This is a genomic window from Streptomyces sp. NPDC001568 (assembly GCF_042893755.1).
Classification (GTDB): Bacteria; Actinomycetota; Actinomycetes; order Streptomycetales; family Streptomycetaceae; genus Streptomyces.
Window position 1 is genome coordinate 38,836 of sequence record NZ_JBIAVF010000020.1, and the last position, 23,793, is coordinate 62,628.

A 23,793-nucleotide genomic window follows, 5' to 3' on the forward strand; every position below is an offset into this window, starting at 1 on the left:
CAGAGAGCGCTGACAGGATGCGCTGCATGACTTCCGCTACCGCAGCCGATTACAGCTGGATACGTTCCCCGGCCTCTCCCTTCGCCTACGGGCTGGAGGTCGGGTACACCCTGACACTAGTGCGTGGGATCTCGCCTTCGGAGTTGTTCCGGATCGTGGGAGCCGAGCCGCGCGATGAGGAGTGCGATGGGCTCGGCGATCTCATCTTCGAGCAGCAGGAGTTTCTCAACGAGTCCGAGGAGTGGCCCGATGCCTTCCTTACGGGAGCGTTCACGGTGCCGGGCGAGGGCGGCGAGTGGACGCTCGCCCTGGAGTTCGGAGGCGATCTGGGCACACGCCCGCGCATCATGGAGGCATTGTCCGCCGGGACGCGCGCTGTCTCGCATTCGAGCAACGGGGGGAAGCCCATGGACTTCTTCCACTGGTATGAGGACGGCGAGCTGCGGACCACCTTCGAATGGCCGGCGGACCGCTCTGGCAGCACCCCCGATGAACTGAACGCCATGATGGGGGAAGTCGGCCTCAACTCCTCAGGGGACACGGATCCGAGCGTCGATACGAAGGCGGCGGTCATGGCCCTTGCGGAGCGCCTCACCGGCGTTCGAGTGACTGCGCAGCTGCTGGCGGAGTCCGAGTACCAGCTGGGGGTAGTCCCGGAGGAACCTGTCGAAGAGTGGGAGAGCATCACCATCGACATCACGGACGCGCACGGCGAGCGGACGTACGCACAACTGCGACGAGACCAGCTCTGACATACGACGTGTCGCCAACCACTGACATTTTCGTGTCGCCCAACAAGCCGAACAGGACGCTGTCGTGAAATCGGCTTTCCCGAGCAGCCGGCAGTCAACAACCCGTGCTGAGCCGGCCATGTTGTTGACTGCAATGCCTTGTTCATGGTGCGTGTGATTTGCCAGGAGGTCTGGAAGATGGACGAGCTGTACCCGCCGGTCGATCCGTACGAGAAGGGGATGCTCGACGTCGGCGACGGCAACCTCGTGTACTGGGAGGTCTGCGGCAACCCGCACGGCAAGCCCGCACTCGTCGTCCACGGCGGGCCGGGATCCGGATGCGGGACCGGGGCACGTCAGTACTTCGACCCGAACCGCTACCGGATCGTCCTGTTCGACCAGCGCGGCTGTGGCCGCAGCACCCCCCACGCGAGCGAACCCACGACCGACATGCGCCACAACACCACCCGGCACCTGATCGCCGACATGGAGCGGCTTCGCCATTACCTGGGTATCGACCGCTGGCTGCTGTACGGAGGCTCGTGGGGCTCGACGCTGATCCTGGCCTACGCGGAGACCCACCCGGAGCGGGTGTCGGAGATCGTCATCGCCGCCGTCACCACCACCCGGCGCTCCGAGATCGACTGGCTCTACCGAGGTGCGGGCCGGTTCTTCCCCGAGCAGTGGGAACGCTTCCTCGAAGGGGCCGGCGGAACACCACGGGACGGTGACATCGTCGCGGCCTACGCACGCCTGATGGAACATCCGGACGCCGCGGTACGGGAGAGGGCCACGGCCGACTGGTGCGCCTGGGAGGACGCGGTCCTGTCCGGGGAAACGAACGGCGCCTTCAACCCGTACGGCGACCGCCCACCGGCCGCGCAACTCGCCCTGGTCCGCATCTGCTCGCACTACTTCTCCCACGGCGCTTGGCTGGAGGAGGGCGCACTCCTGCGCGACGCACACCGCCTGGCCGCAATCCCGGGCGTGCTGGTCCACGGCCGACTCGACCTGGCTGGGCCGCTCGACACCGCGTGGGAGCTCGCCCGCGCCTGGCCCGATGCCGAACTGACCGTCGTCGACAACGCGGGCCACCTGGGCAGCGACACGACCCGCGCCCAGGTGCTCAAGGCCCTCGACCAATTCGCCGGCCGAGGATGAGACCAGGCCGCCCGGCGATCCGGAGCCAATGACACCGCACGTGTCGCCGCCCGCTGAGTTCGCGCTGATCGAGGGCGAAGAGGTCCCGTCGCGCGGCTTCGTCGAGAGGGACGTCGGCGGCGGCTTCGCGCAGCTGAGCTACACCGTCGAGGAGTAGGAGCCCGTCCGGCCTGGCCGGCGACTGCGGACTGCCGCCGAAACCCCGGCCGAGCCACGTTCCGAGTCAGGGAACCCATGCGGTCGACAGCACGGCCCAACTAGGCTGACGGCCCCGCGCACTCCGCACCGCGCGGAGTGGGGTGAGAGAGACATGGACGACCTTGAGGGGATCACCCGACGGCGACTCGTCGTGGTGGCGATCACCAGCTACGGGACTGCCGGTGACCAAGAGTTCGAGGCGGCCCTCGACGTTCAGGTCGGACGCATCACCGACTGGCTGGCCGGCCCCACCTTGGACGAGGGGCGACGCTTCGAGGTCAGTCGGGCTCCGGCGATGCGGTCCGTTCAGGGACTTCGTGCGTTCCTCCAGGCTGAGGACCTCGCGGCTGCCACGTACGAGGAAGCCGTGGTCGTCTACATCACCGGGCACGGGCTGGGCGGCAGCTCCCATCGCCACTACCTGACGTTCGCGGACACGGAAGAGGGGCGCCGGCTCGCTACGACCTTCCCGACCAGCGAGCTCATCGCCGCAGTCGTGGACAGCGAATCGGAGCACGTCCTTGTTCTCGTCGACTCGTGTTTCTCCGGCACCCTGCACACCGAACTCAGTGCCCTGTTCCGAGACCTGGACAAGGACCGATACTCCTTCCACGGAGCCGGCGTCGTCACCTCCGGGGACTTCGACGAGCAGCCCTTGATCGGGTCCTTCACCGAGCGTGTGGCTCTGGCCCACGAGCGGATGCAGGACGAGGCCTCCGGTTACACCGCGTCCCACCTGTCCTTCCAGGAGTGGGAAAAGCTCCTCGACGAGGTCGGGCAGGGGGAGGCCGGTCGCGAGAAGGATCTGGTCGACGCCGAGTGGGTCTTTCCCCGCTCTCGGAAGAATCGTCTGAGCGCCTGCCTGCCCAACCCCCGCCATCAGCCCGCCCAGAGCGCCATCGGCCCTGCGTTGCGGCAACCGGCCCCGACCGCGGCCGTCGGGACCGACTCGCCACTGGGCCCCCTCGACGCGTTCTGGCCCGAGCGTGCTTCGGGGCGGGCGGCCGATGACGATCCGGGCTGGTACTTCAGCGGCCGGGTCTCACAGATGAGGACGATGACCGCCTTCCTCCGGGGCGACGAGCACGAGCGCGTCCTCATCGTCACCGGCGCCGCGGGATCCGGGAAGTCAGCGCTGCTGGCCCGCCTCGTCACCCTCTCCGACCCGGGCTTCATCGAGGATTCCCGGCACGCGCGGATGGTCGCGGAGGTTCCCACCGAGTGCCGACCGCCCCGGGGATCGGTCGACGTCGCCGTGCCGGCCCGCAACAAGTCCGCTCGGATGGTGGTCGATGATCTCCTCACCGCGCTGGGGAAGGACACCTCTTCCCATCCGGATGCACACGTTCCGCTCCAGGAACTCCTGCGACTGCTCTCGCGTCGCAGCACATCGGCCCGCAAACCCGTCGTCATCGTGATCGACGCGTTGGACGAGGCTCAGGATCCGATCGCCCTCCTCAACGATCTCGTCCTGCCGTTGGCGCGCCTCGGCGCCGCGGACGACGACGGCAGCCCCCTGCGTCTGCTCCTGGGGATACGCAGTTCCCCTCTCATGGGTCACCAGGGCGAGGAGACGCTTCACGACGACCGCGCCGACCACCTGCTGCAGCACCTGACCGAAGCCCTGCGAACCGAGGGGCTCCCGCCCCGGATCGTGCGCAGCGACGGCCCGTCATGCGTCGACGACATCGCCGCCTACGTCACCGCCCTGCTGCTCGCCCCCGCCTACAGCCCTTACCGCTCCTCGGCGGAGGCCGCCACCGAAGCCGCGCGGACCGTCGCGGACGCGGTCGTCCCCTCGTTCCTCGACGCCCGGATCGCCGCCGATCAACTCCGCCAGACCGGAGCCCGCCAGGACCTCACCGAGCCCGGCTGGCTGCGGCGCCTCGGTGCCGGCACCAGCGGACTGCTCCGCCAGGACATCGCGGCGGTGGCGCTGAGCGCCGGCGTCTCGAAGTACCTGCTGGTGACCGTCCTGCGGGCGACGACGTTCGCTCCGGGTGCGGGGCTTCCCTGGGCGGAGGTGTGGCCCGCCGTGACCACCGCGCTGGCCGCCGCCGAGTCCGGGCCGGACGTTGCCCCGGACGCCGCCGACCAGGCCATTCGGACGCTTCGCAACAGCCGTCTCGCCGGCTATCTGGCCACGGCCGAGGAGGACGATCGGGCCGTCTACCGCCCCGTCCACCAACGGCTGGCCGACCTCCTGACAGCCGACCACACCTGGCTGCTGGACCCGCCGGACGACACGTCCTCCCGAGGGCCGGACGCGGTCGCCACCCCACAGCAACGCGTCACGCCACAGCAACGCGTCACGGCCCATGCCGCGATCACCCGTGCCCTGGCCGACCTGGTCGAACGGTCCCGCCCGCACACGGCCCACCCGTACGTGCGCAGGCACTTCCTCCATCACGCGGCGGCGGGAGGGGTTCTGACCGACGAGGGCGTACCGCGGGCACTGCTGGTGCAGGAGGCATCCGAGACGCTGCGCACCCGCCTGGGGCTGCCGCTTCCGATCACGGACCCGAACCGCCGGACGCTGACGGCCGCTGCGCTGATCGAGCCGTACGTCGACGCGACCGTGGACATGGCGTCGCGCCTGAGCAGCGTCTCGTTCCAGCGGGCCGTGCAGGACGACTCATGGCAGCCGCCCCAGGACCTTCCCGCCCGTCTCGCGTGGGGCCGTTGGGTCCCTCCTGTGAACGTCCTGGCCCCGCCCGGGCGCAGGGCACAGGACATCTGCTGTGTGCCCACCCTGGACGGGCGCACGCTGATCGCGGTGCTGACCGGGAACGGCCGGATCGAGATCCGGGATTCGGCATCGGGACGACTGACGGCCGAAATCGGGCGTGAACGCGAGCGGGTGAGGTCCCTGCAACAGATCCGGTCCGCCGACGGCAGGACGTTCCTGATCGTATTGAGCTCCCACAGCGCCTCGATCCACGACCCGACCTCGGGCCAGCCCCTCGCCCGCGTGCACCTGCCTTACACGGAGGAAGCACACGTCCTGCAGGAAGGTTCGGCTGGGTGGCAGGTGTTCGTCCTCACCGGCAAGGGCGCACTCCTCTGGACCCCCGTCAGAGGCGAGGAACAGGACACCAGGAACAACCGTGCCGTCTGGGCGGAGGGCTTCCCGCCGGTGCGCCGGAACCTCCCTCATGCGGCGACGGCCGTGGTGCGCACCGCCGCCGGGCGCCCTCTGGTGGCCGTGACCACCCGGAACGGCGTCCAGCTCTGGGACCCCGCGTCGGGATACGGGCCCGCTCGCTCCTTCGGCGGTGAGCACACGCATGCCCTGATGGCCGTTCCGAGGCAGGGGATGGAGGATCTCCTGCTGATCAAGAACGGCATCTCGTCCGCCTCCCTCTCCCAGGCGTGGAACCCCTTCCTCGGTGAACGGGTACCGTACGGCCGGATCGACGCGCAGGCGGTCACGGCGCTGCCCGGGGGCATGGGGCTCGCCTACGCGGAGGCGGGCTGGATCACGATCCGGGGCCTCGAGGGGCATCTGCGGCGTTCGTTCGATACCGGTGCTGAGCACATCGACGCGATCGGCGCGTTCGAAAGCCCGGGAGGCCCGCGCATCGTGTCGGCCGGACCCCAGGGCCTGAGGATCTGGGACGTCGACGAGGACGCCGGCTCAAGTGGGCGGCGACCGCTGGGGACTCAGTACCAACCGCCGCTGAACCGCAGCGGTGAGTGGCCTCTGTGCCGGAGCGCGACGGGTGTGATCCTGATCGGAACCGACACGGGACTCGACGTACACGACGCCATGTCGGGGTCACCGCTGTCGAAGGTGGCCGTAGGCCCCGTGATGGCGGCGGAGCCCATCCCTTCCCCTGCGGGCACCGCTTACGTCGCCCTGAGGGGAAGGGCGGACTGGATCGTCTGGGACCTCGTCGGCAACGAGCGGGTGAGCCGCATCAACAGGGACGGGCCCCCGTACGCGCCGTCCTGCGTCGCGCGTACGCCGACGAACCAGCCGCTCTTCGCCACCGTCTTGAAGGGCGGAGCGATCCGGATCGTCACGTGGGACCCCGTAAGCCGCGAAACCGATGCCACGACCGTGACCTACCACCATCGGGACCAGGAGGCGCACGCATGTGCCGCCCTTCCGCCGTGGAGCGCAGGGGGCACGACCGTCATCGCCGTGGCCGCCACGGACGGGGTCGAGCTCGTGGACCTCGGTTCCGGCAACCTCGTACGGGTGTTGCGTGCCGAGGGCCCGATCGTGGGACCGTTCCGTTCCCCCTGCGCCCTCAGGAGTCAGGGACGTACCCTGCTCGCGTCCGCCACGGCGTCCGCTCTGCACGTCTGGGACGCCACGAACGGAACCCTGCTCGCCACGTGCCCCACCCACGACACCTTGGTGTTGGCCGAACTGCCCATGCCCGACGGTCGCACCTTGCTCGCCTCCGGGAACCGGAGCGGACTGCGCGTGTGGGACCCGCTGACCGGCGAACTGTGCCACACCCTCCTCACCGGGGCTCCGGTCCACGGATTGGCCTCCGGCTTCGAACCGACGGGCGCCGTCCTCCACTTCCGCGGCCCGGCAGGCGTGGCGACGCTGGCACTGGACAACCGCTTCTGGTGAGGGCGGCGGACCGACGGCAGCGGAGCAGGGCGGCCGCAGGAACCGGCTCGGAGGAGGTCGCGGCCCGGCCGGTCAGAGACGTCCGAACGTCGTGATGCGTTCGGCCACGGCCGACTTGTCGAGGTAGCGGCGGACATCGTGGGCGTTGAGCCTGCCATTGTTGACCCTGACGTCCGTGACTCCGACCGCGAGATGGGAAAGCCCCCCACCCCGGTTCACCGGGTCGTTCGGGGCGTAGAGGTTCGTCCACTCCGTTCCGGCCGGAACGGACAGCGGGCCATCGGTCGTGTGGACACCCTTCCTGACGGCCAACCAGCTCAGCGGGGATCCGCAGGTGATCAACGAGGTGACACCGGGCTCGCCGCCCGTGGCGGCCGGAACCTCGCCGCGGCTCACCATGTCGTAGAACACGACGCTGCCCAGGGAATGGGCGATGACCATCCGGGCACCCGTGGCGACCAACGCGGCGCGCACCGAGGCTCGTACGGCGGCCCCGGTCTCCTCGTGGCGCAGGTAGCCGTGTGCCTCGCGGACCAGCCACAGCAGGCGGTCGGTGACGCCCTTGCCGGCAATCCGGTCCACGGCGTGGGCCCGCTTGAGGATGCGTGGCGTGAGCCGTCCGTTGCCCAATGTCCGACCGGCCGTGGGCGAGCCGTCCTCCTCACCGACTGCTGACGGCGCGTAGGCGGCCAGGGCCTGGAGGATGAACTCCTCCTCGTCCTCGTCGATGGGCGCGTCCTCGGCGGCCGAACCTGCCTGCGGGCCCAGCCGCATGTACCGGGTGGCCGTCTTCGGGTAGACACCCTGGTACGAGGGAACGGTGATTCGGACCGAGTCGGCGCCCCCGGCACAGCCGGCGGCGGCCAGCGCCCCGTCCACCGACTCCTGCCACGCGCGGCTGAGGCTCTCCTCGGTGGCCGACGTCCCCTGTCGAATCCCGTGCACACCAATGATCTGCAGCATGTTGACGCCCCCCATCCCACCGTCCGGCCGGTCCGCCGGACCCGTCCTGGACCGATCGTAACGGCGTGAGATGCGCGTCAGCCGTCGCTTCGCAAGACCCGTGCGACGCTCTCACCGGGCCGCACCTGCCCGGTGCGGGGGGCGCTGGAAGCCGCGCCACGGCGGTTCAGCCGGACCGGGGGCCACCCTCGGCACCGACGGATGCGGCCACCATGTCCCGTACCCGCGTTACCACTTCGGGTTGGAGCCGGGCCAGGACCGGGAGGGCGTGGTACCAGCCGTCACTCTTCAGGCTCAGGTGGAGGAACCGGGCTGCCGTCCGCTCGTCGGCCGTGACGTACGGGGTGACGCGCATGGCAAGGTCCTGGATGGTGCGGGTGAAAGGGGCCGTCCGCGCCGGGTCCGCCCCGGGTACCGGACGAACCGGGACCCGGGCCAGGTGCCCCGTCACTGCGGCGAGCGCGACCGCGCGCGTCCCTTCCTCCATCGGCAGTTCGGTCACGCGCGCGGCGGCTTCGGTGTCGCCCCGCGCCGCGTGGACCACCGCGAGGGCGGCCGTCGGGAAGTGCTCGGGCCCCCGATTCCCCAGATCCCGCGCCAACCAGTTCACCTGCGGCTCGGGATCCTCCCCCGCGCCGATCCGCAGCAGGGCAACACGTCCACGCCGGCCCGCTCCCTGACGTGACTGCCGCCTGGAGCCGCGTTCACTGCTCGGTCGGCCCGCTCCGGCCGGCCGTCCCGTTGCCCGGGCGTTCGCTGGGGGTTCGCAGGGGCAGGTCGACGCGGACGGTGAGTCCGCCTCCGGGGCGGGGGGTCGCGGTGACCTTGCCGTGGTGGGTGAGAGTGATCGCGCGGACCACGGCGAGTCCCAATCCCAGCCCCTTGCTCCGGCGTTCCGGGCCGCGTCGGAACGGCTCGAAGAGGGTGGGGATCTCTTGCGGGTTCAGGACTTGTCCGGTGTTGGCGACCTCGATGAAGGCCAGCTGCCCGGTGACACCGGTGGTGATCGTGGCCGTACCGCCGGGGTGGTTGTGGCGTACGGCGTTGGCCAGGAGGTTCAGGGCGATCTGCCGGAGCAGGGCGGGATCGCCCGCGACCGGTGCGGGGGCGGGATGCGCGGTGATCCCGACTGCCGCGGTCCCGGTCTCCTCGGCGAGGTCCGCGATGGCGTCGGCGGCGATGTCCGCGAGGTCGGCCGGCTGCGGTGTCAGGGTCTCGCTCTCACCGCGGGCCAGGGTCAGCAGGGCGTCGATCAGGCGCTCGGTGCGGGCGCCTGCGTCCAGCGCGCGCTGCAGTGCGGGTTTCAGATCCTCGGGAACCTTGCCCTGGGCCAGCGGGATCTCGAGGGCGGTGCGCTGCACGGTGAGCGGGGTGCGCAGTTCGTGCGAGGCGTGGGCGGTGAAGTGGCGTTGCGCGGTGAAGCTGCGGTCCAGGCGGTCGAGCATGGCGTCGAAGGTGTCCCCGAGTTCGCGGACCTCGTCGTGTGGTCCGGTCAGGTCGAGCCGCTCGTCCAAGGTGCTTCCGGTACTGATGCGCCGGGCGGCGGCCGTGACCTGGGTGAGGCGGTGCAGTGAGCGGCGCCCGGCCCACAGGGCGAGCAGTGCCGCGAGGGCGGTGAAGAGGGCGAGGAGCAGGAGGGATCGGATCAGCAGTTCGTTGAGGACACTGTGCTGGAAGTCTTCGAATGCTTCGGCGGGGGTGGTGGGCATGGCCTCCGAGGTGCTCGGTGGCAGGGGGGCGGGGCTCTGCGTCGGATCGAGGGGGTCGGTGTCCGGGACGCCGGGAGGCACGGCCGCCGGGAGGAGATCGGCGGCTTGGATGACGAGGTAGCGGTTGTCCTCGATGAGCTGACGCGAGCTGAGCCAGTTCAGGAGGAGCAGTCCGGCGCCGAGGACCGCGAAGAGCGCGGTGGTCGTCAACGTCAGCCGGCCACGCAGCGGCAGCCGGTACGGGGCGGGGCGGGTGCGGGACCCCTGGCCGGGCTTCACAGCCGGTAGCCGAAGCCGGGGTCGTGGTGGATGAGCGGTGGGTCGCCGAGCTTGCGGCGCAGTGCGTGCACGGTGACCCGTACGGCGGTGGTGGCCGGGTCCAGGGCCGCGTCCCACAGCCTGTCCCGCAGTTCCTCGGTGTCGACGGGTGCGCCGTCGGCTCGCAGCAGCAGTTCCAGTACGCCGAGTTCCCTGGGCGTCAGCTTCAGGGGGCGGCCGTCGCGTTCGGCGACTCTGCGGACGGTGTCCAGGCTGACGCCGTGCCGGCTCAGTACGGTGGAGGCGCTGCCGTGGGAGGCGCGCCTGGCGAGGGCTTGTAGTCGGGCGACCAGTTCCAGGTAGGAGAAGGGCTTGGCCATGTAGTCGTCGGCGCCCTGGCCGAGGCCGTCGACGAGGTCGGAGAGGGTTCCGGCGGCGGTGAGCATCAGGATCCCGGCCGGGTAGCCGGCCGTGTTCAGGGACCGGCAGACGGAGTCCCCGCTCAGATGGGGCAGATCCCGGTCCAGGACCAGTACGTCGTAGGTGGCGGCGGCCGTCATCTCCAGCGCGCGGGCACCGTCGTGGGCGACGTCGCAGACCATGCCTTCCCCGCGCAGGCCTTCGGCCAGCATCTCGGCCAGCTCCACCTCGTCCTCGACGATCAGTACTCGCATGTCGTCCATCCCCCTCCACTCGCCTGCGCGGTGCGCTGTCCTGTGTGTGAACCCGCTGGTCAAGGATCCCTCCGGCGGCGTTAGCCATCGGTTAGGCGCAGCTCACCGATGGCTAACCGGGCCCTGCGTAGAACTGCTGGGAGACACCGTCGAGATCCAGCAGGGAGCAGAAACATGCGTAGTCGAACCGGACGGGTTCTCATGGCGGCGGCCGCCGTGAGCGCGGCACTCGTGATGAGCGGTTGTTCCTCGCAGGAGGACGCGCCCAAGGTCGCCGGGGGCGACGGATCGGGCAAGAGGAAGCAGCAGGACGACAACGAGGTCCGCAGGGCTTGGGTGACCTGCATGCACGGGCAGGGACGCAACGAAGTCCAGCAGGACAAGGACGGCAACATCACCATCCCCGCCTCCGGTACCGGCGACGTCGACGCTGACTTCGCCGCGTACGAAAAGGCGGCCAAGGTCTGCGACGAGAAGGTTCCCGGCATCCACCAGGCCAAGTCGAAGCTCAATCAGAAGTTCGCCGACGAAGCGCGTGCCTGGGTCGCGTGCGCGCGGAAGAACGGCTACGCGGAGCTCCCCGACCCCGACGCCAGGACCGGCATCCTCAACATACCGAGGCTGAAGTTCGACGGTGCCAAGTGGGACGCGGTCCAGCCGGCCTGCAGCAAGCTGCCCGCGCCCAGCTACTCGATCGGCGAGTGACCATGCCCGAAACCGCCGAGTCCGCCGAGTCCGCTGCGTCCGCCGCCCTCGTCACCCCCGCCGTTCCCGACGGGCGAGGCAGCAGGCGCAAGAAGGGCCGCAGGACCATCGTCCCCCTCGTCCTCATGGCCGCGCTCGCGGGGACCGCCGCGTGGGGCGCGACCCGTCCCTGGGACGACAAGGGCTCCGTCGCCGAGCAGCCGTCCGCCGATCACGGGACGGTGGTGGTGGAGAAGGGATCGCTGTCCAGCAGCATCCAGGTCGCCGGGGCCCTCAGCCATGACGCGCCCACTCCCGTCGTCGGCTCCGGCCAGGGAACGATCACCGCGCTGCCCGCCGTCGGCTCCGTCGTCAAGCCCGGCGGCAAGCTCTACGAGGTCGACGGACGCCCCGTCGTCCTCATGACGGGGGACCGGCCCATGTGGCGTGAGCTGGGCCCCGGAGTCGGTGACGGACCCGATGTCAAGCAGCTCAAGAGCAACCTGGTCAAGCTCGGCCACGCGGGCGGCCTCGGTCTGGCCGTCGACGAGAAGTTCACGGACGGCACCGCCACCGCCGTCAAGCGGTGGCAGAAGGCCCTGGGCGTGAAGGAGACCGGAACCGTCACGCCCGGCAGCGCCGTCATGCTGCCACTGGCCGCGGCGCAGGTTCAGAAGTTGGGCGCGCAGCTGGGTTCCGCCCTGGGGGCGGGGTCCGTGCTGACCGTGAGCGGCACCGACCTCGTCGCGGTCGTACAGCCGGCCGAGAACCAGCTGTCCCAGTTCAAACCCAACGGCAAGGTGGTGGTCAACCTCGCCGGCGGCGGCACCGTCGAGGGACGCATCCGCTCCCTGATCCGCGGCGGCGACACCGGCGGAGCCGAGGGCGGGGCGGGCGGTTCCGGGGGCGGTGGTCAGCAGAAGACCTCCGTCACCATCGTGCTGGAAAGCCAGGACAAGGCCGTGCAGGCCGGACCCTCCGCCGTGACGGTCAACGTCGTCGGGGAGATCGCCGCCGACGCCCTCATCGTCCCGGTCACCGCGCTGCTCGCCCTGGATGGCGGCGGTTACGGCGTCAAGGTCGTCGACGGTGCCACCAGCCGGCTGGTCAAGGTCCAGCTGGGTCTGGTCGCCGATGCCAAGGCGCAGATCACCGGCGAAGTGAAGGCCGGCGATCAGGTGGTGATCCCCAAGTGACGGTGCCACCGACAGCAACACCGACAGCGACAGCGACAGCGACAGCGGGCCGGGTGCCCGTGTTGGAGCTGAGCGGCGTCGTCAAGGAGTACCCGGTCGCGGGATCGTCGCCGCTGCGCGTTCTGCACGGGATCGACCTCACCGTCGAGGCCGGTGAACTCCTCGCCGTCGTCGGTCCCTCGGGCTCGGGCAAGTCCACCCTCCTCGCCCTCCTCGGCTCGCTCGACCGGCCCACCACGGGGCAGCTGTGCTTCGAAGGACGCGACCTGTCCGGCCTCTCCGACCACGAACTGGCCGCTCTGCGCGCGCACCGGATCGGCTTCGTGTTCCAGCAGTTCTTCCTTCTCTCCGGACTCACCACGGTCGAGAACGTCGCCACCGGCCTCCTCTACAGCGGCGTCCCCGCCGCCGGGCGGCGCGAAGCGGCCGTCGAAGCCCTGCGCGAGGTGGGCCTCGGCCACCGCCTCGATCACCGCCCCGATCAGCTCTCCGGCGGCGAGAAGCAGCGCGTCGCGATCGCACGCGCCCTCGTCGGCCGACCCGCGCTGCTGCTCGCCGACGAACCCACCGGCGCGCTGGACAGCGCCTCCGGCGCGGCCGTCGCAGACCTCCTGCGCGCCCTCAACGACAACGGCACCACCGTCGTCGTCATCACCCACGATCGCGACCTCGCCGCCTCCTTCCCCCGGCGCATCGGCATCCACGACGGCCGCCTCGACTTCGACGAACGCCGCCCGCACCCCGCAGGAGCCGACCGATGACATCCCCGTCCCCCCTGCGCCGGACCCGGCTGCGTCCGGCGGACCTGCTGCGGCTGGGCATGATCGGACCGCGCACGCGCAAGACGCGCACCGCCCTGTCGGCTCTCGGCATCAGTCTGGGCATCGCCGCCGTCATCGCCGTAACCGGGATCTCCGCCTCCAACCAGGCACACCTGCTGGCACGCCTGGACCAGCTCGGCTCCAACCTGATCACCGTCAGCCCCGGAAAGGACCAGAACCAGCAACCCGTGCCGCTACCGCCCACGGCCGAGAAGATGCTCGCCAACATCGCCCCGGTCCAGCAGGTCACCGCGAGCGGGGCCACCAAGGCCGAGGTCTACCGCAACGACCTGGTACCGAAGGAGCAGACCGGCAGCATCACCGTGCTGGCCGCCCGCCTGAACCTCCTCGACGTCCTGCACGCCACCCTGCGCAGCGGGAAGTGGCTGGACGAAGCCGGCGAGAACCTCCCCGTGACCGTACTCGGCGACCAGGCCGCACAACGCCTCGGCGTGACAGCTCCGGGCGAGCGGGTCTGGCTCGGCGGACAGTGGTACGCCGTCACGGGAATCCTCGCTCCGAACGAGCTGGCACCCGAACTCTCCACATCCGCACTGGTCGGCTGGCCCCAGGCCACGACCCACCTCGGAGCGGACGGCACCGCCGCCACCGTCTACCTGCGCTCCCACCCCGAACGCGTCCCCGACGTCCAAGCCGTGGCCGGCGCCACCGCGAACCCCGCCAACCCGAGCAGGGTCGCCGTCAGCCGCCCGTCCGACCTCCTCACGGCGCGGAACGAGACCAAGGGAGCACTCACCGGACTCGTCCTCTCCCTCGCCGGAGTCGCCCTGCTCGTCGGCGGCGTCGGCATCGCCAACACCATGGTCGTCGGCGTCATGGAACGCCGCGGCGAGATCGGACTGCGCCGCGCACTCGGTGCCAGAGGTGGACAGATCGCCGCCCAATTCCTGCTCGAAGCCGTCCTGATGGGCTTCATCGGAGGCATCGGCGGACTGATCGTCGGCAGCCTCACCGTCTACGGCTACGCCTTCGCCCAGGGATGGCCGGCCTCCATCCCCCTCCACACGATCGTCGCCGGCCCTGTCGTCTCCGTCGTCGTCGCCGCCCTCGCCGGCATCCACCCCGCCCTGCGCGCGGCCAAGGCCTCCCCGACGGACGCCCTGCGCTCGGCCTGAGGCGAGACCCGGACCCCCTGCCCTCAGCAGGACCAGCTGGGGCACTGGTCGGCGGTGGAGCGGCTACATGCGCTGATCCGCGAACCTGGCGCGTGCGGCGGATGTCCGCGACACGGGAACTGAGCGCGCTGTTCGACCTGGCACGCCCCTGCTGCAACCGGGGGCGTGCCACCCGCCCCGATGCGATGCCACGGGCAGATCCTCGGTACCGCGTACCGGCCCTCCGGCATCCCGGAGCTGCTGCGGCAGGCCGGGATGGAGAACGCGGAGGACTTCGACCTGACCCCGGGTGAATTCGTGGAGTGGCGCGGTGGTGGCCCGGAGACCTGGGCAGAGTCTCCGCCATGACCGCGCCTGGGCTCTCGGACCGTTCGGCTCGAAACGAGAACGACTGTGCGACATCCGGTGAGTTCTTCCGAGCCTCGCTGAGTCTCTGACCCTGTGGCCAGAGGGTCCTTCCCCTTCGAGTGCCTTGTGGTCGCGTGACGCAACTTCGGGATTCTTCCCGCCGCGGGTGCGACAGGCGGAGCCGGCCGGCGCGTCACAGTTCGGGCAGTCATCGACCCCGTGCCGAACCCGCCCGGGATCCAGGTCTCCGACGCGAATCATCTGCGGCTCTACGTTTGCCCGACGTGCTACACACATACCGACCTGATCCAATAAGTCAGTGCTGGAGCCCCCGCGACGGCTGGGGCAGGCGGCTCTTCCCATAGCCCGGCCCCTCAGCCAAACAAGGACGCGGCCGTTCCGGATGTACCGCCTGAGGGACAGTTGCCCCGAGGTGGCAGCGAGCTCCGTTGTCGGAGTCACTTGTCAAGATCGCGGCTATGAACAGCACTCCGACGACGCCTCCCCGTCCGTACGACGTCACCGTGATCTTCCCTCAGCTCGCTCCGCTGGCCCGCACGGCGACCCGGCTGCACCCCCGCCGGGGGACCCCGTCACCGCAGGACAGTTCCATCGGCGGACCGCTGCTGTGGCCCGCCGGCGAGCCGTGGCCGCACTGCGAGGGACCTCATGTGGTGGACGGGAGCAACCTGGCCCTGTCGCCGGCGGACGTGAGGCTGAAGCGGCGAATCGGTACCGCCTCCCGCGGACGGATCCTGACCGAGCAGGAACGAGAAACCCTGGAGCGGATCATCCCTCCTCGGAAACACCCCGTGAAGGTCGAGGTCGCTCCGTATGAGGGTTCCATCGCGATGCTGCCGGTCGCGCAGCTGTACAAGCGGGACGTGCCCGATCTGCCCATACCCGAAGGAATGGACCTGCTCCAGGTCCTGTGGTGCCCCTTCGACCACCCGATCATGCCCAAGACCGCGCTGTTCTGGCGGTCGGCAGCCACGGTCACCGACATCCTCGCCACGCCCCCCGAACCGCCCGCGATGCAGTTCGACGACTACCTCCCCGAGCCGTGCCTGCTCCACCCGGAACAGGTCACCGAATATCCCGACCACTTGGAGGTGAGCAAGGAACTGCAGGAGCAGCTGGGGAACCTGAGTGTGTGGCAGGCCGCCAACGTGGAGATGGACAGCGAAGAACTTCCGTGGCCGGAGGAGTTCTACGACAAAGAATTGGCCGGCGCGCCCGGCTGGAAGGTCGGCGGCTGGCCACGGTGGACTACCACCGACCCGGGCCCCCGGCCCTGTCCGGCCTGCGGCAGAGACATGGACGCCCTGCTCACCATCGCCACGTACGAGGACGACGACGACAGCAGTTGGCTCCCACACCAGGAACCGGAAGATGCATCACTTCCAGGCTTCGACCCCTACGAACGGAGCCAGCCCACTGCCGTCCAGATCGGCCGCGGCTACGACCAGCAGCTCTACGTCTGCCCTGCGGCGCCCGAGCACCCCCACTCCGAGCTGATGCACTAGCCGGCCACACGAGACCGGGCCCGCTCCTCCCTACCCGTCGTCGTCCTCGTCGAACTCGACCGCATCAGGGTCCCGTAGCGGCCGAGGACGTTGAGGTTCGCGTGCTTGAGCGGGAAAGCCGGGCGATGTCCTCGTTGCGGATTTCGTGGCCCTCGGCGCGGAGCTGGACGACAGCGGCGTCGATGTACTTCGTCGTCCACAGCACGATGGCGTCGAGAACCAGGCCGAGCGCGCCGGGCTGGTCCTCCATCCCCGTCGCGGTACGCCCGGTGGATGGTGCCGCGCTTGCCGTGGCACACGTCGCGGGCGAGCTTGTGGCGGAACTCCTGGACGGTGAGCCGGCGGCTCATCCGCCGGTGGTGGGTGTCGTCGACCGGGTCGACCATCCGGAGCAGGTGCTCGGTCTTGCCGATCCGCCCGTACTCGGCGAATGCCTGCCCCCAGCGGGGTGGGGTGGCCCTCGCGGCCGAACATCCGCAGCAGGTCGTAGGCGCGGACCTGGTTGGTGACCAGGGAACCGGCGACGCGGAGCAGGTCCGGCCACCACGTCTCGATCTTCTTCAGGTTGACCCGGTTGCGTGCGAGCGGCTCCAGGACGCCGTACGTCCCCGTCTCCACGCCGGGCACCGTGGCCCGCCAGAACCGCTGGTCGTCCAGGTCCTTGAAGCGGGGGCTGAAGTTGTAGCCCAGGATCTTGAAGATCCCGAACGCGATGTCGGAGTTCATGTGGACAGTTCAAGTTGGTCTTCCTCCGAGGTGCCGTCGGGCCGTGTGGACATAAAGTGAGACTTTCGATGAGGTGGCAGGGGGGAAGCGTTGTGGAGGTCACCGTTCAATGGATACGGACGTCCTGGACGAAGCAGTCTCGGGGAGGAGATGCCGCGGCTCGCAGGAACGCCGTCCCGGTCGGCTTTCGTGTCCCGCCTATGTCGCCTGCGGTTGCGCACGTGGTCCGGATGCATGAGTGCGACGGCTTCGACCCTTTTGACGGCCAGGAAGACCTGCGCAAGGTCGACGTCCAGCTCCGAGAGGACGACGGTCGGTTGCGAGTCCTTCCCCGGGTCCAGCCCCTCTTTGCAATACCTCCTCGGCCACGCCGGCCCCCGGCCGTACGTCTTGTTCCCGGCCAGTGGGTCCGCTGGCAGCTCAACTACCGTTTCAGCAGCGCGGCGGGAGTGAGGGGCTGGTCGTACTGGCTTGATACCTTCAACATCGCTTACGGCCCGGTGGAAGCTGACGTGTTCTCCTCTTCGCCCACGGTGCTCGTCGATGAGCGAGGACCAGTCCGGTAACCCACCGGGTAGCGGTCACGCACTGGAGGCCTCGGTACTCGCCTCGGGATGGGCGGGGTGCCCGAGGTCCGCGAGAAGCTTGTCGATGCGGTCGCTGGTCAGCGATGTCGTTCGGCCTTCACGGTCCCAGCAGCGTCCGGCGGCGCCGAGAGCGAGGGTCTGCTCGACTTCACGTCGGGCCCTCAGTCGCGGTGCGTACTCGGGTGTGGTGACGAACTTCGCACAGGTCAGGGAGAGGTCGCACTCGCAGGGGCCTTCGGCGGGGAGACGCAGGCAGCGGCCGAGTTCGACCCGTTGCGCAGTTCGTCGGCGGCCTGCCCGGCGATCGTGGCGCCGGGGCCGAGCACGGCCTTGTAGTCGCGCAGTACTTCCTGGTCACTGATCTGCGCATGGACCAGGGCCATGCTGACGGAGGTGTGGCCGAGCACCTTCATGATGGTGTGGAGCTTCGCGCCGCGCTCAGCGAGCTGGGTGCCGACGGTGTGCCGGAACCGGTGGGCCGAGACAGTGCCGCGTCCGGTGCCGGCACGACCGCCCGGACGGACCAGTCCGGCCGCCTTGCAGGCGTCCTGGATCGGCGTCTCGAACGGGTAGAAGGTCGACAGGAGCTTGCCGTGGCTCATGAACAGGTAGCGGATCTCCTCCCCGGTGCGCTCGTCGGTGAACGGCCTCTCGGGTGCGTTCCGGCGCAAGTCGATCGCGTGCTGCAGCCGCCTAAGGGTTGTCCCGTAACTGATCTTTGCGAGGGTTGGGACAAGGTCGGTTGGCCGTCGATGGGGTCCGTTACGCGGCTTGGACGAGGTTGTGGAGGTGGGCGATGCCGAGCATGGCGTGGTGGACGCCGTCGCCCTTGAGACGGCAGTCGCGGAGGATCTTTCAGTTCTTCATGCGGGCAAAGACGTGCTCGACTCGGGCGCGAACCTTCTTGTGATCGTGGTTGTGCTCGGTCTGCCAGTCGGTGAGTTCGCCGCCTTTGGGGCGGCGGTGCGGGATGACCAGGCCGGTGCCCGGGTAACCGCCGTCGGCGATCGTGGTCGTCCTGCCGACGGCGTCCTTCGCGCCGGACTCCCTCCAGGCCTTGCAGTCGTTGCGGTTGCCGGGCAGGGGCTTGCCGACTGCGACGACCAAGCGCGTGTCCGCGTCGACGACGACCTGGTGGTTTGTGGAGTACCGGTAGTTCTTCGACTTCTCGGCAATGGCGTGGTCCCGGGTTGGGACAAGGGTGCCATCGACGATCAGCACCGTGTCCTTGGCGAACCGCCTCCGTTGCTTCAGCGCGAGCAATGGGGCGACGTGGTCCACGATTCGGTCGGCCGCCGACTTGGACACACCGAACAGCGGCGCGATCTGCCGCAGAGTCAGGTTGGTCCGCCAGTAGGCCGCGACCAGCAGCACCCGGTCCTCCAGCGGAAGACTCCAGGGCCGGCCCGGCCGCATGGTGTCGGCACCTTCGCGGCGGAGGACCGTGATCAGCTTGCGGAAGCCGCGCGAGCTCAGCCCTGAGAACGGGGCTATCCAGGACGACTCCGACGCCGTGATCACAACACCCATGGCTGTGATCATCCCACCTCGACAGTGGGCGACCACGGGTTCCGTCACCCCCACTCCGACCTGTCGGCCAGGCGGCGGTACCACCAGAACTGTGTCCGCCACTGGCGCCGGTGCACGAACGGGTCCGGCAAAGTACGGCGTAAGAACACCGCATCCATAGGCTTCACGAGCCGGCCCAGCTCGGCACGGGCTCGTTCCGGCAGCCGCTCCAGCACCTCCTCCAGCACGTCGCGCGCATGTCTGACGTCGTCGAAGGAGCACCAGGTGCACGAGCAGAACGACTCCCGCGGGTACAACGGACGCCTGCCCGGTGGGTGGACGAACTCGCGGTACCGCCGCAACGCACGGTCGGTGGCACCTGGGTGGATGTAGAAGCTGTCGCTCAGGTGCTCGGCCCGGTGCACGGCCAGGCTCGCCCTGGCGGAGAGTCCATGGATCCGGAACGGTGGGGTCGGCCCCCAGACACGGGAGACCGATTGTTCAGTGCGCAGTGCGCGCGGCCGTCTACGCGGCATCGGCCTTTCGACAAATGATCACGTGAGCCATGATGCCAGGCGCCCATGGCCTGCTGTACCCGGTTTCCGACGTCTGCCACGGCGACCCGAGGCCATCAGGGCAGTTGCGGGACAACCCTTAGCGATGAGCTTGCGATCCTCGTCGTCGAGGAAGAAGAACCGTTCCAACTCCGACCGGGTCGGCTCCTCGTATTCCCGGGCGAGGCCGCCTGCTCGTCGGTCAAGAACTCCACTGGCATGGACCTGACGCTATGGGCGTCCGCAGTCGACCAGAGATCTTCCGCCGAACCCTGCCGCTGGAGCGACCGCGCGTGCTGGATGCTCAAGATCACCGGCTTGGCGTCAACCGCTGTGCCGATGTTCCAAGTAGCCGCAATTTCATCGGATGCAACACTGAGGCTGGATCGCACACCGGCGACAGCTTGACCGTTCTGTACTGGTCAGCGGCTTGTATGGGCCCGTCGGCGGGGACTGGCCGAGCCGCTTGAAGGGGGTCGGATGCGCGGCATCACGCCTTCTGAGCTGGGAACTTGTCAGGCGATTACATCTGATGAAAGATTCCTTCGTCTGATGTAGGTGGCGGAGGGTAGTCATTCGTGGGTGGGAACAGGCTCGCACCGGGGGCCGTCGGGCTGCATCTGGTCAGTGACCTGCCACTGCTGCGGCCGGACGAGCAGGTGTTCACGGCGATGCTGGACGGCTGGCGCAACCAGCAGCTCGCGCGGAACCTGGCGTTCTCCACGATCGAAGGCCGGGAGAAGGTGGTACGCGCCTTCGTCCGGCACGCTGACACGTTCCCCTGGGCCTGGTCGCCGCAGATGGTCGACGAGTGGCTGGGTGACCTGCGGCCGGTACGGCACCTGCGCCGTTCCACGCTCCGCAATTACCAGGGATCGGTCCGCTCCTTCTGTGCCTTCATCACCGATCCTGCCTACGGATGGGCGGTGACCTGCGAGGAGCGTTTCGGCGCCCACCCGGTTCAGGTGGTGCACGAGTGGAACACCGCGGTGCACGTGGAGGAAGCCGAGGCAGACCCTGGTAAACGGGCCTTTACCCGGCAGGAGTTGCAGGCGTTCTTCGACCACGCTGACGATCAGGTCGGCAGGGTCCGCGGCCGGGGTCGCAAGGGCTGGCTGCCCGCCTTCCGTGACGCGATGCCGTTCAAGACCGCGTATGCCTTCGGCCTGCGCCGCAACGAGACGCGGATGCTGGACACGGTCGACTTCGGACGCAACCCCGAAGGCCCCGAGTTCGGCGATTACGGCGTCCTCTACGTCCGCCACGGCAAGGCGAAGAAGGGCTCGCCGCCCAAGCGCCGCAGCGTGCTGACCGTCTTCGACTGGTCGGCGGAGATCCTCCAGCAGTGGAACGAGGAGGTGCGTCCGCTGTTCCCCACCGCCGGCTCCGGGGCTCTGTGGCCCTCGGAGCGCTCGGCCCGGGTCGGCTTCTCCCAGATGAACACCCGCTTCACCACCTACCGGGACTCCCTCGGCCTGGACGACGGACTGGACTTCCACTCCTTCCGCAGGTCCTACGTCACCCACCTGATCGAGAAGGGCATGGACGCCCGGTTCGTCCAGGAACAGGTCGGACACGAACACGCATCCACGACCGCGATCTACACGTGCGTGTCCTCCGACTTCCGCACCCGCACCCTGCGCAGAGCGTTGGACGCGACGATGCAGGCCGCTCTGCGGCCGGCGAGGAAGGCTTGATGAAACGCCAGGTCAGCTACCAGTGGCGACTGCGCGAGGTGATGGCCACCCGCGGCATCTTCGCCGCCTCCGACCTCTCCCCGCTGCTCGCCGAACGCGGCATCGAGCTGTCCTCGGTCCAAGTCTGGCGTCTGGTCACCCAGACTCCCGAACGGCTTTCCCTGCCGGTCCTGGCCGCGCTCTGCGACATCCTCGACGTCACCCCCACCGACCTGATCGCCACCCGGGCCGAGAGCGTCGCCCCGCGCCGCACCGCCGCCTCCGGCGGCGCCGACGTCGTGGACCTCGCCAACACCATCCGGCCCAAGCGCGCCCGGATCAGCCCCGACTCGTGAGCCCGGCCTACGACAGCCGCGAGAAATACGAGCGGTGGCACATACGCACCTGCGCACGCTGCGGCCGCCGCGCCGCCAAGTCCGCGAACTGGTCGGACGGGCCTATCTGCCGCACCTGCTACGACCGGGCCACGCAGGACCGAGGCCGCTGCCCCGGTTGCGGAACCGAGCGTCTGCTTCCCGGCCGGGACGCGGCGGGAACCGCGATCTGCCGGGACTGCGCAGGCATCAGCCGCGACTTCTTCTGCGACCGCTGCGGCTTCGAGGGCCTGCTCCTGGGCGGACGGCTCTGCGAACGCTGCACACTCTCCGACCGGCTCACCACCCTCCTGGACGACGGCACCGGCTGCATCCACCCGCAGTTGGTCCCGCTGCACCAGCTCTTGGTGAGACTGGACCGCCCGAAGAGCCGGCTGATCTGGCTCCGCAACCCGCAAGTCCCGGCCCTGCTGAGAGACCTCGCCACCGGAACAGTGCCGCTCACACACGACGCCATCCAGGCCCTGCCGAACTGGCGGACCGCCGCCTACCTCCGCGACCTGCTCATGGACAGCGGCGTCCTGCCTCACCTCGACCGCCGACTCCTGCTGTTCGAACGGTGGCTCGCCCAGCGCATCGCCACCACCGCTGACACCGAACACGCCCGCATGCTTCAGCACTTCGCCACCTGGCACCAGCTCCGAAAGCTCCGCGCCAAGGCGGCCAGGAGCCCGCTGGGCACCAGCACGACGCAGGAATCCCGTCAGCAGATCACCCAGGCCGGCGCCTTCCTGGTCTGGCTCGCCGCCCGGCACGTCACACTGGACGCCTGCACCCAGACCGACCTCGATGCCTGGCACGCGGAGAAGTACGCCACCCGGCGTCCCGCGCAGGCATTCCTGCGCTGGTGCATGGACACCCGCCGCATGCCGCGGTTGATCATCCCGAACCGCCCGACCACCAACCCCCACCCGATGGGCCAACACCAGCGCATCGCCGCCCTGCAACGGGTCCTCGCCGACGACAGCACCTCGCCGAGAGTCCGGCTCGCCGCCTGTCTGGTCCTGCTGTTCGCCCAGCCCGTCAGCCGGATCGTCCGCATGGTCACCGACGACGTTGTCCACGACGGCCGGCATATCGCACTCCGGCTCGGCGACCCGCCCACCCCAGTACCCGAGCCGGTGGCCGCCCTCCTGCTCGACTACCTCCAGGCCCTGCCCGCCAACACCCCTGCCATCAATCAGGATTCGCCCTGGCTCTTCCCCGGCCGTCGCCCGAGCCAGCCGATGAATCCCGGCACTTTGCGCGACGCGCTGCGGAAACTCGGCGTCCCGGCCGAGAAAGGCCGCACCTCCGCCATACGCCAGCTCGTCCTCCAGGCCCCGGCGCCCGTCATCGCTCAGGCACTGGGCTACCACGACAAGAGCACCACCCGCATCGCCACCGAAGCCGGAGCCCCCTGGAAGAACTACGCACCCGGCGACCACACACGCTGAACGGCCCCCCCTTGAACTACGCGCCGGGCGAAAGGTCACACCACTCGGCGGCCTTCGCCCCACAGTGGTGAGCATGCTGAACCGAGTAGCCGTCCTGTCCGACATTCACGGAGTCCTGCCGGCCTTGGAGGCAGTGCTCGCCGAACCAGACGTCAGCACCGCCGATCACATCGTGCTGACCGGCGACATCACCGCCGGCCCGCAACCGGCCCAGGTGCTCGACCTGCTGACCAGCCTCGGCGACCGCGTCATCTGGATCAGCGGCAACGCCGACCGCGAACTCCTCGAATACCGCCGAGGGCAACGCGACACGATCCCCGACCCGATCGCTCCCTGGGCAGCCGAACAGCTCCGCGAAGACCATCTCGACCTTCTCGGCTCGCTTCCACGATCACTATCCCTGTCAGTGAAAGGCATGGGAAAGGTGCTGTTCTGCCACGCCACCCCTCGCGACGACGAGGAGGTCGTCCTGGTCGACTCCCGCCTCGGCCGCTGGGAGGAAGTCTTCAGCGGACTCGATACCGACATCCGTACCGTGGTCTGCGGCCACACCCACATGCCGTTCGTCCGCCTCGCCCTCGGCCGGCTCGTGATCAACCCCGGCAGCATCGGCATGCCCTACGGACGAACCGGAGCACACTGGGCCCTACTGGGCCCGGGCGTCGAACTGCGCACCACGCACTTCGACATCGAGGCCGCAGCCACTCAGCTCAGCCAGGACTCGTCCTACCCCGACATCACCGAATGGGCCGACTACTTCCTGCACGCTCGCGCGACCGACGCCGACGCCCTCACAGCCTTCGCACCACGGGACGGACGCGACCACAGCCCGTGACACTCGCTCCCCATCCACGACAGCGGGCAGCCGAACACCGACTACACGATCAACGACGCCTACCAATCCCAAGGCCGGA

At 69.3% G+C, this 23,793-nt stretch carries 20 protein-coding genes and 2 pseudogenes; 14 read left to right on the forward strand and 8 right to left on the reverse strand.

The window, feature by feature from the left end:
* The first annotated feature begins 26 nt into the window (after window positions 1-26).
* The 3 genes from ACFY0I_RS31265 (at window position 27) to ACFY0I_RS31275 (ending at window position 6,681) form a co-directional block, all read left to right on the forward strand.
* Window positions 27-752: a DUF6461 domain-containing protein gene (locus tag ACFY0I_RS31265; RefSeq protein WP_388902053.1), complete on the forward strand. Its 726-nt coding sequence runs from the start codon at window positions 27-29 to the stop codon at window positions 750-752.
* 177 nt (window positions 753-929) lie between these two features.
* Window positions 930-1,892: a prolyl aminopeptidase gene (gene pip / locus ACFY0I_RS31270; protein ID WP_388902311.1), complete on the forward strand. Its 963-nt coding sequence runs from the start codon at window positions 930-932 to the stop codon at window positions 1,890-1,892.
* 310 nt (window positions 1,893-2,202) lie between these two features.
* Window positions 2,203-6,681 carry an AAA family ATPase gene (locus tag ACFY0I_RS31275; RefSeq protein ID WP_388902055.1) on the forward strand — a complete coding sequence of 1,493 codons (4,479 nt, stop codon included), beginning with the start codon at window positions 2,203-2,205 and terminating at the stop codon, window positions 6,679-6,681.
* A gap of 72 nt (window positions 6,682-6,753) precedes the next feature.
* Here the strand turns inward: ACFY0I_RS31275 and ACFY0I_RS31280 are convergent, their stop codons facing one another.
* From ACFY0I_RS31280 to ACFY0I_RS31295, 4 genes are all read right to left on the reverse strand, one after another.
* A complete protein-coding gene (locus ACFY0I_RS31280; RefSeq protein WP_388902056.1) occupies window positions 6,754-7,644 on the reverse strand; it encodes a hypothetical protein in 891 nt (296 codons plus the stop codon).
* A gap of 166 nt (window positions 7,645-7,810) precedes the next feature.
* The gene (locus ACFY0I_RS31285; RefSeq protein ID WP_388902058.1) at window positions 7,811-8,254 is read right to left on the reverse strand and encodes a hypothetical protein; all 444 of its coding nucleotides are present in this window, start codon (window positions 8,252-8,254) and stop codon (window positions 7,811-7,813) included.
* 94 nt (window positions 8,255-8,348) lie between these two features.
* Complete coding sequence (locus tag ACFY0I_RS31290; protein WP_388902060.1) at window positions 8,349-9,632, reverse strand: sensor histidine kinase; 1,284 nt, start codon at window positions 9,630-9,632, stop codon at window positions 8,349-8,351.
* Window positions 9,629-10,285, reverse strand: a complete 657-nt coding sequence (locus ACFY0I_RS31295) for a response regulator transcription factor (protein ID WP_388902312.1) — start codon at window positions 10,283-10,285, stop codon at window positions 9,629-9,631. Before ACFY0I_RS31295 ends, ACFY0I_RS31290 begins: the two co-directional genes overlap by 4 nt.
* A 174-nt stretch (window positions 10,286-10,459) precedes the next feature.
* On the opposite strand from ACFY0I_RS31295, the gene ACFY0I_RS31300 reads away from it, so the two are divergent.
* The 6 genes from ACFY0I_RS31300 to ACFY0I_RS31325 all read left to right on the forward strand — a co-directional run bounded on the left by ACFY0I_RS31300 (window position 10,460) and on the right by ACFY0I_RS31325 (window position 15,996).
* Window positions 10,460-10,990 (forward strand): hypothetical protein, encoded by a 531-nt coding sequence (locus ACFY0I_RS31300; protein WP_388902062.1) that lies wholly within the window; start codon window positions 10,460-10,462, stop codon window positions 10,988-10,990.
* Between the two features lie 2 nt (window positions 10,991-10,992).
* A complete protein-coding gene (locus tag ACFY0I_RS31305; protein ID WP_388902314.1) occupies window positions 10,993-12,165 on the forward strand; it encodes a peptidoglycan-binding protein in 1,173 nt (390 codons plus the stop codon).
* A 53-nt stretch (window positions 12,166-12,218) separates the two neighbouring features.
* Entirely contained in the window at window positions 12,219-12,926 is a 708-nt protein-coding gene (locus ACFY0I_RS31310; protein WP_388902064.1) for an ABC transporter ATP-binding protein, read from the forward strand.
* On the forward strand, window positions 12,923-14,122 hold the full coding sequence (locus ACFY0I_RS31315; RefSeq protein ID WP_388902065.1) for an ABC transporter permease: 1,200 nt from the start codon (window positions 12,923-12,925) through the stop codon (window positions 14,120-14,122). The genes ACFY0I_RS31310 and ACFY0I_RS31315 overlap by 4 nt, the downstream gene beginning before the upstream one ends.
* A gap of 165 nt (window positions 14,123-14,287) precedes the next feature.
* The gene (locus ACFY0I_RS31320) at window positions 14,288-14,470 is read left to right on the forward strand and encodes a hypothetical protein (RefSeq protein ID WP_388902067.1); all 183 of its coding nucleotides are present in this window, start codon (window positions 14,288-14,290) and stop codon (window positions 14,468-14,470) included.
* A gap of 479 nt (window positions 14,471-14,949) precedes the next feature.
* Window positions 14,950-15,996, forward strand: coding sequence for a hypothetical protein (locus ACFY0I_RS31325; RefSeq protein ID WP_388902069.1), 1,047 nt, complete (start codon window positions 14,950-14,952; stop codon window positions 15,994-15,996).
* Window positions 15,997-16,070: 74 nt separating this feature from the next.
* On the opposite strand, the pseudogene ACFY0I_RS31330 reads toward ACFY0I_RS31325, so the two are convergent.
* Window positions 16,071-16,716 (reverse strand): annotated as a pseudogene (locus ACFY0I_RS31330) (Tn3 family transposase); the annotation flags it as partial.
* A gap of 98 nt (window positions 16,717-16,814) precedes the next feature.
* Here ACFY0I_RS31330 and ACFY0I_RS31335 point away from each other — a divergent pair.
* Window positions 16,815-17,288 carry a hypothetical protein gene (locus ACFY0I_RS31335; RefSeq protein ID WP_388902071.1) on the forward strand — a complete coding sequence of 158 codons (474 nt, stop codon included), beginning with the start codon at window positions 16,815-16,817 and terminating at the stop codon, window positions 17,286-17,288.
* Between the two features lie 227 nt (window positions 17,289-17,515).
* On the opposite strand, the gene ACFY0I_RS31340 is transcribed toward ACFY0I_RS31335, so the two are convergent.
* The 3 genes and pseudogenes from ACFY0I_RS31340 to ACFY0I_RS31350 all read right to left on the reverse strand — a co-directional run bounded on the left by ACFY0I_RS31340 (window position 17,516) and on the right by ACFY0I_RS31350 (window position 19,243).
* On the reverse strand, window positions 17,516-17,980 hold the full coding sequence (locus ACFY0I_RS31340) for a tyrosine-type recombinase/integrase (RefSeq protein ID WP_388902073.1): 465 nt from the start codon (window positions 17,978-17,980) through the stop codon (window positions 17,516-17,518).
* Between the two features lie 91 nt (window positions 17,981-18,071).
* Window positions 18,072-18,839, reverse strand: a pseudogene (locus ACFY0I_RS31345) (transposase).
* 44 nt (window positions 18,840-18,883) lie between these two features.
* Window positions 18,884-19,243, reverse strand: coding sequence for a hypothetical protein (locus ACFY0I_RS31350; RefSeq protein ID WP_388902075.1), 360 nt, complete (start codon window positions 19,241-19,243; stop codon window positions 18,884-18,886).
* 707 nt (window positions 19,244-19,950) lie between these two features.
* Here ACFY0I_RS31350 and ACFY0I_RS31355 point away from each other — a divergent pair.
* The 4 genes from ACFY0I_RS31355 to ACFY0I_RS31370 all read left to right on the forward strand — a co-directional run bounded on the left by ACFY0I_RS31355 (window position 19,951) and on the right by ACFY0I_RS31370 (window position 23,714).
* On the forward strand, window positions 19,951-21,069 hold the full coding sequence (locus tag ACFY0I_RS31355) for a tyrosine-type recombinase/integrase (RefSeq protein WP_388902077.1): 1,119 nt from the start codon (window positions 19,951-19,953) through the stop codon (window positions 21,067-21,069).
* Window positions 21,069-21,404, forward strand: a complete 336-nt coding sequence (locus ACFY0I_RS31360; protein ID WP_388902078.1) for a helix-turn-helix domain-containing protein — start codon at window positions 21,069-21,071, stop codon at window positions 21,402-21,404. The genes ACFY0I_RS31355 and ACFY0I_RS31360 overlap by 1 nt, the downstream gene beginning before the upstream one ends.
* A complete protein-coding gene (locus tag ACFY0I_RS31365; protein WP_388902080.1) occupies window positions 21,401-22,879 on the forward strand; it encodes a hypothetical protein in 1,479 nt (492 codons plus the stop codon). Before ACFY0I_RS31360 ends, ACFY0I_RS31365 begins: the two co-directional genes overlap by 4 nt.
* 73 nt (window positions 22,880-22,952) lie before the next feature.
* Window positions 22,953-23,714, forward strand: coding sequence for a metallophosphoesterase family protein (locus tag ACFY0I_RS31370; protein ID WP_388902081.1), 762 nt, complete (start codon window positions 22,953-22,955; stop codon window positions 23,712-23,714).
* Window positions 23,715-23,793 lie beyond the last annotated feature (79 nt).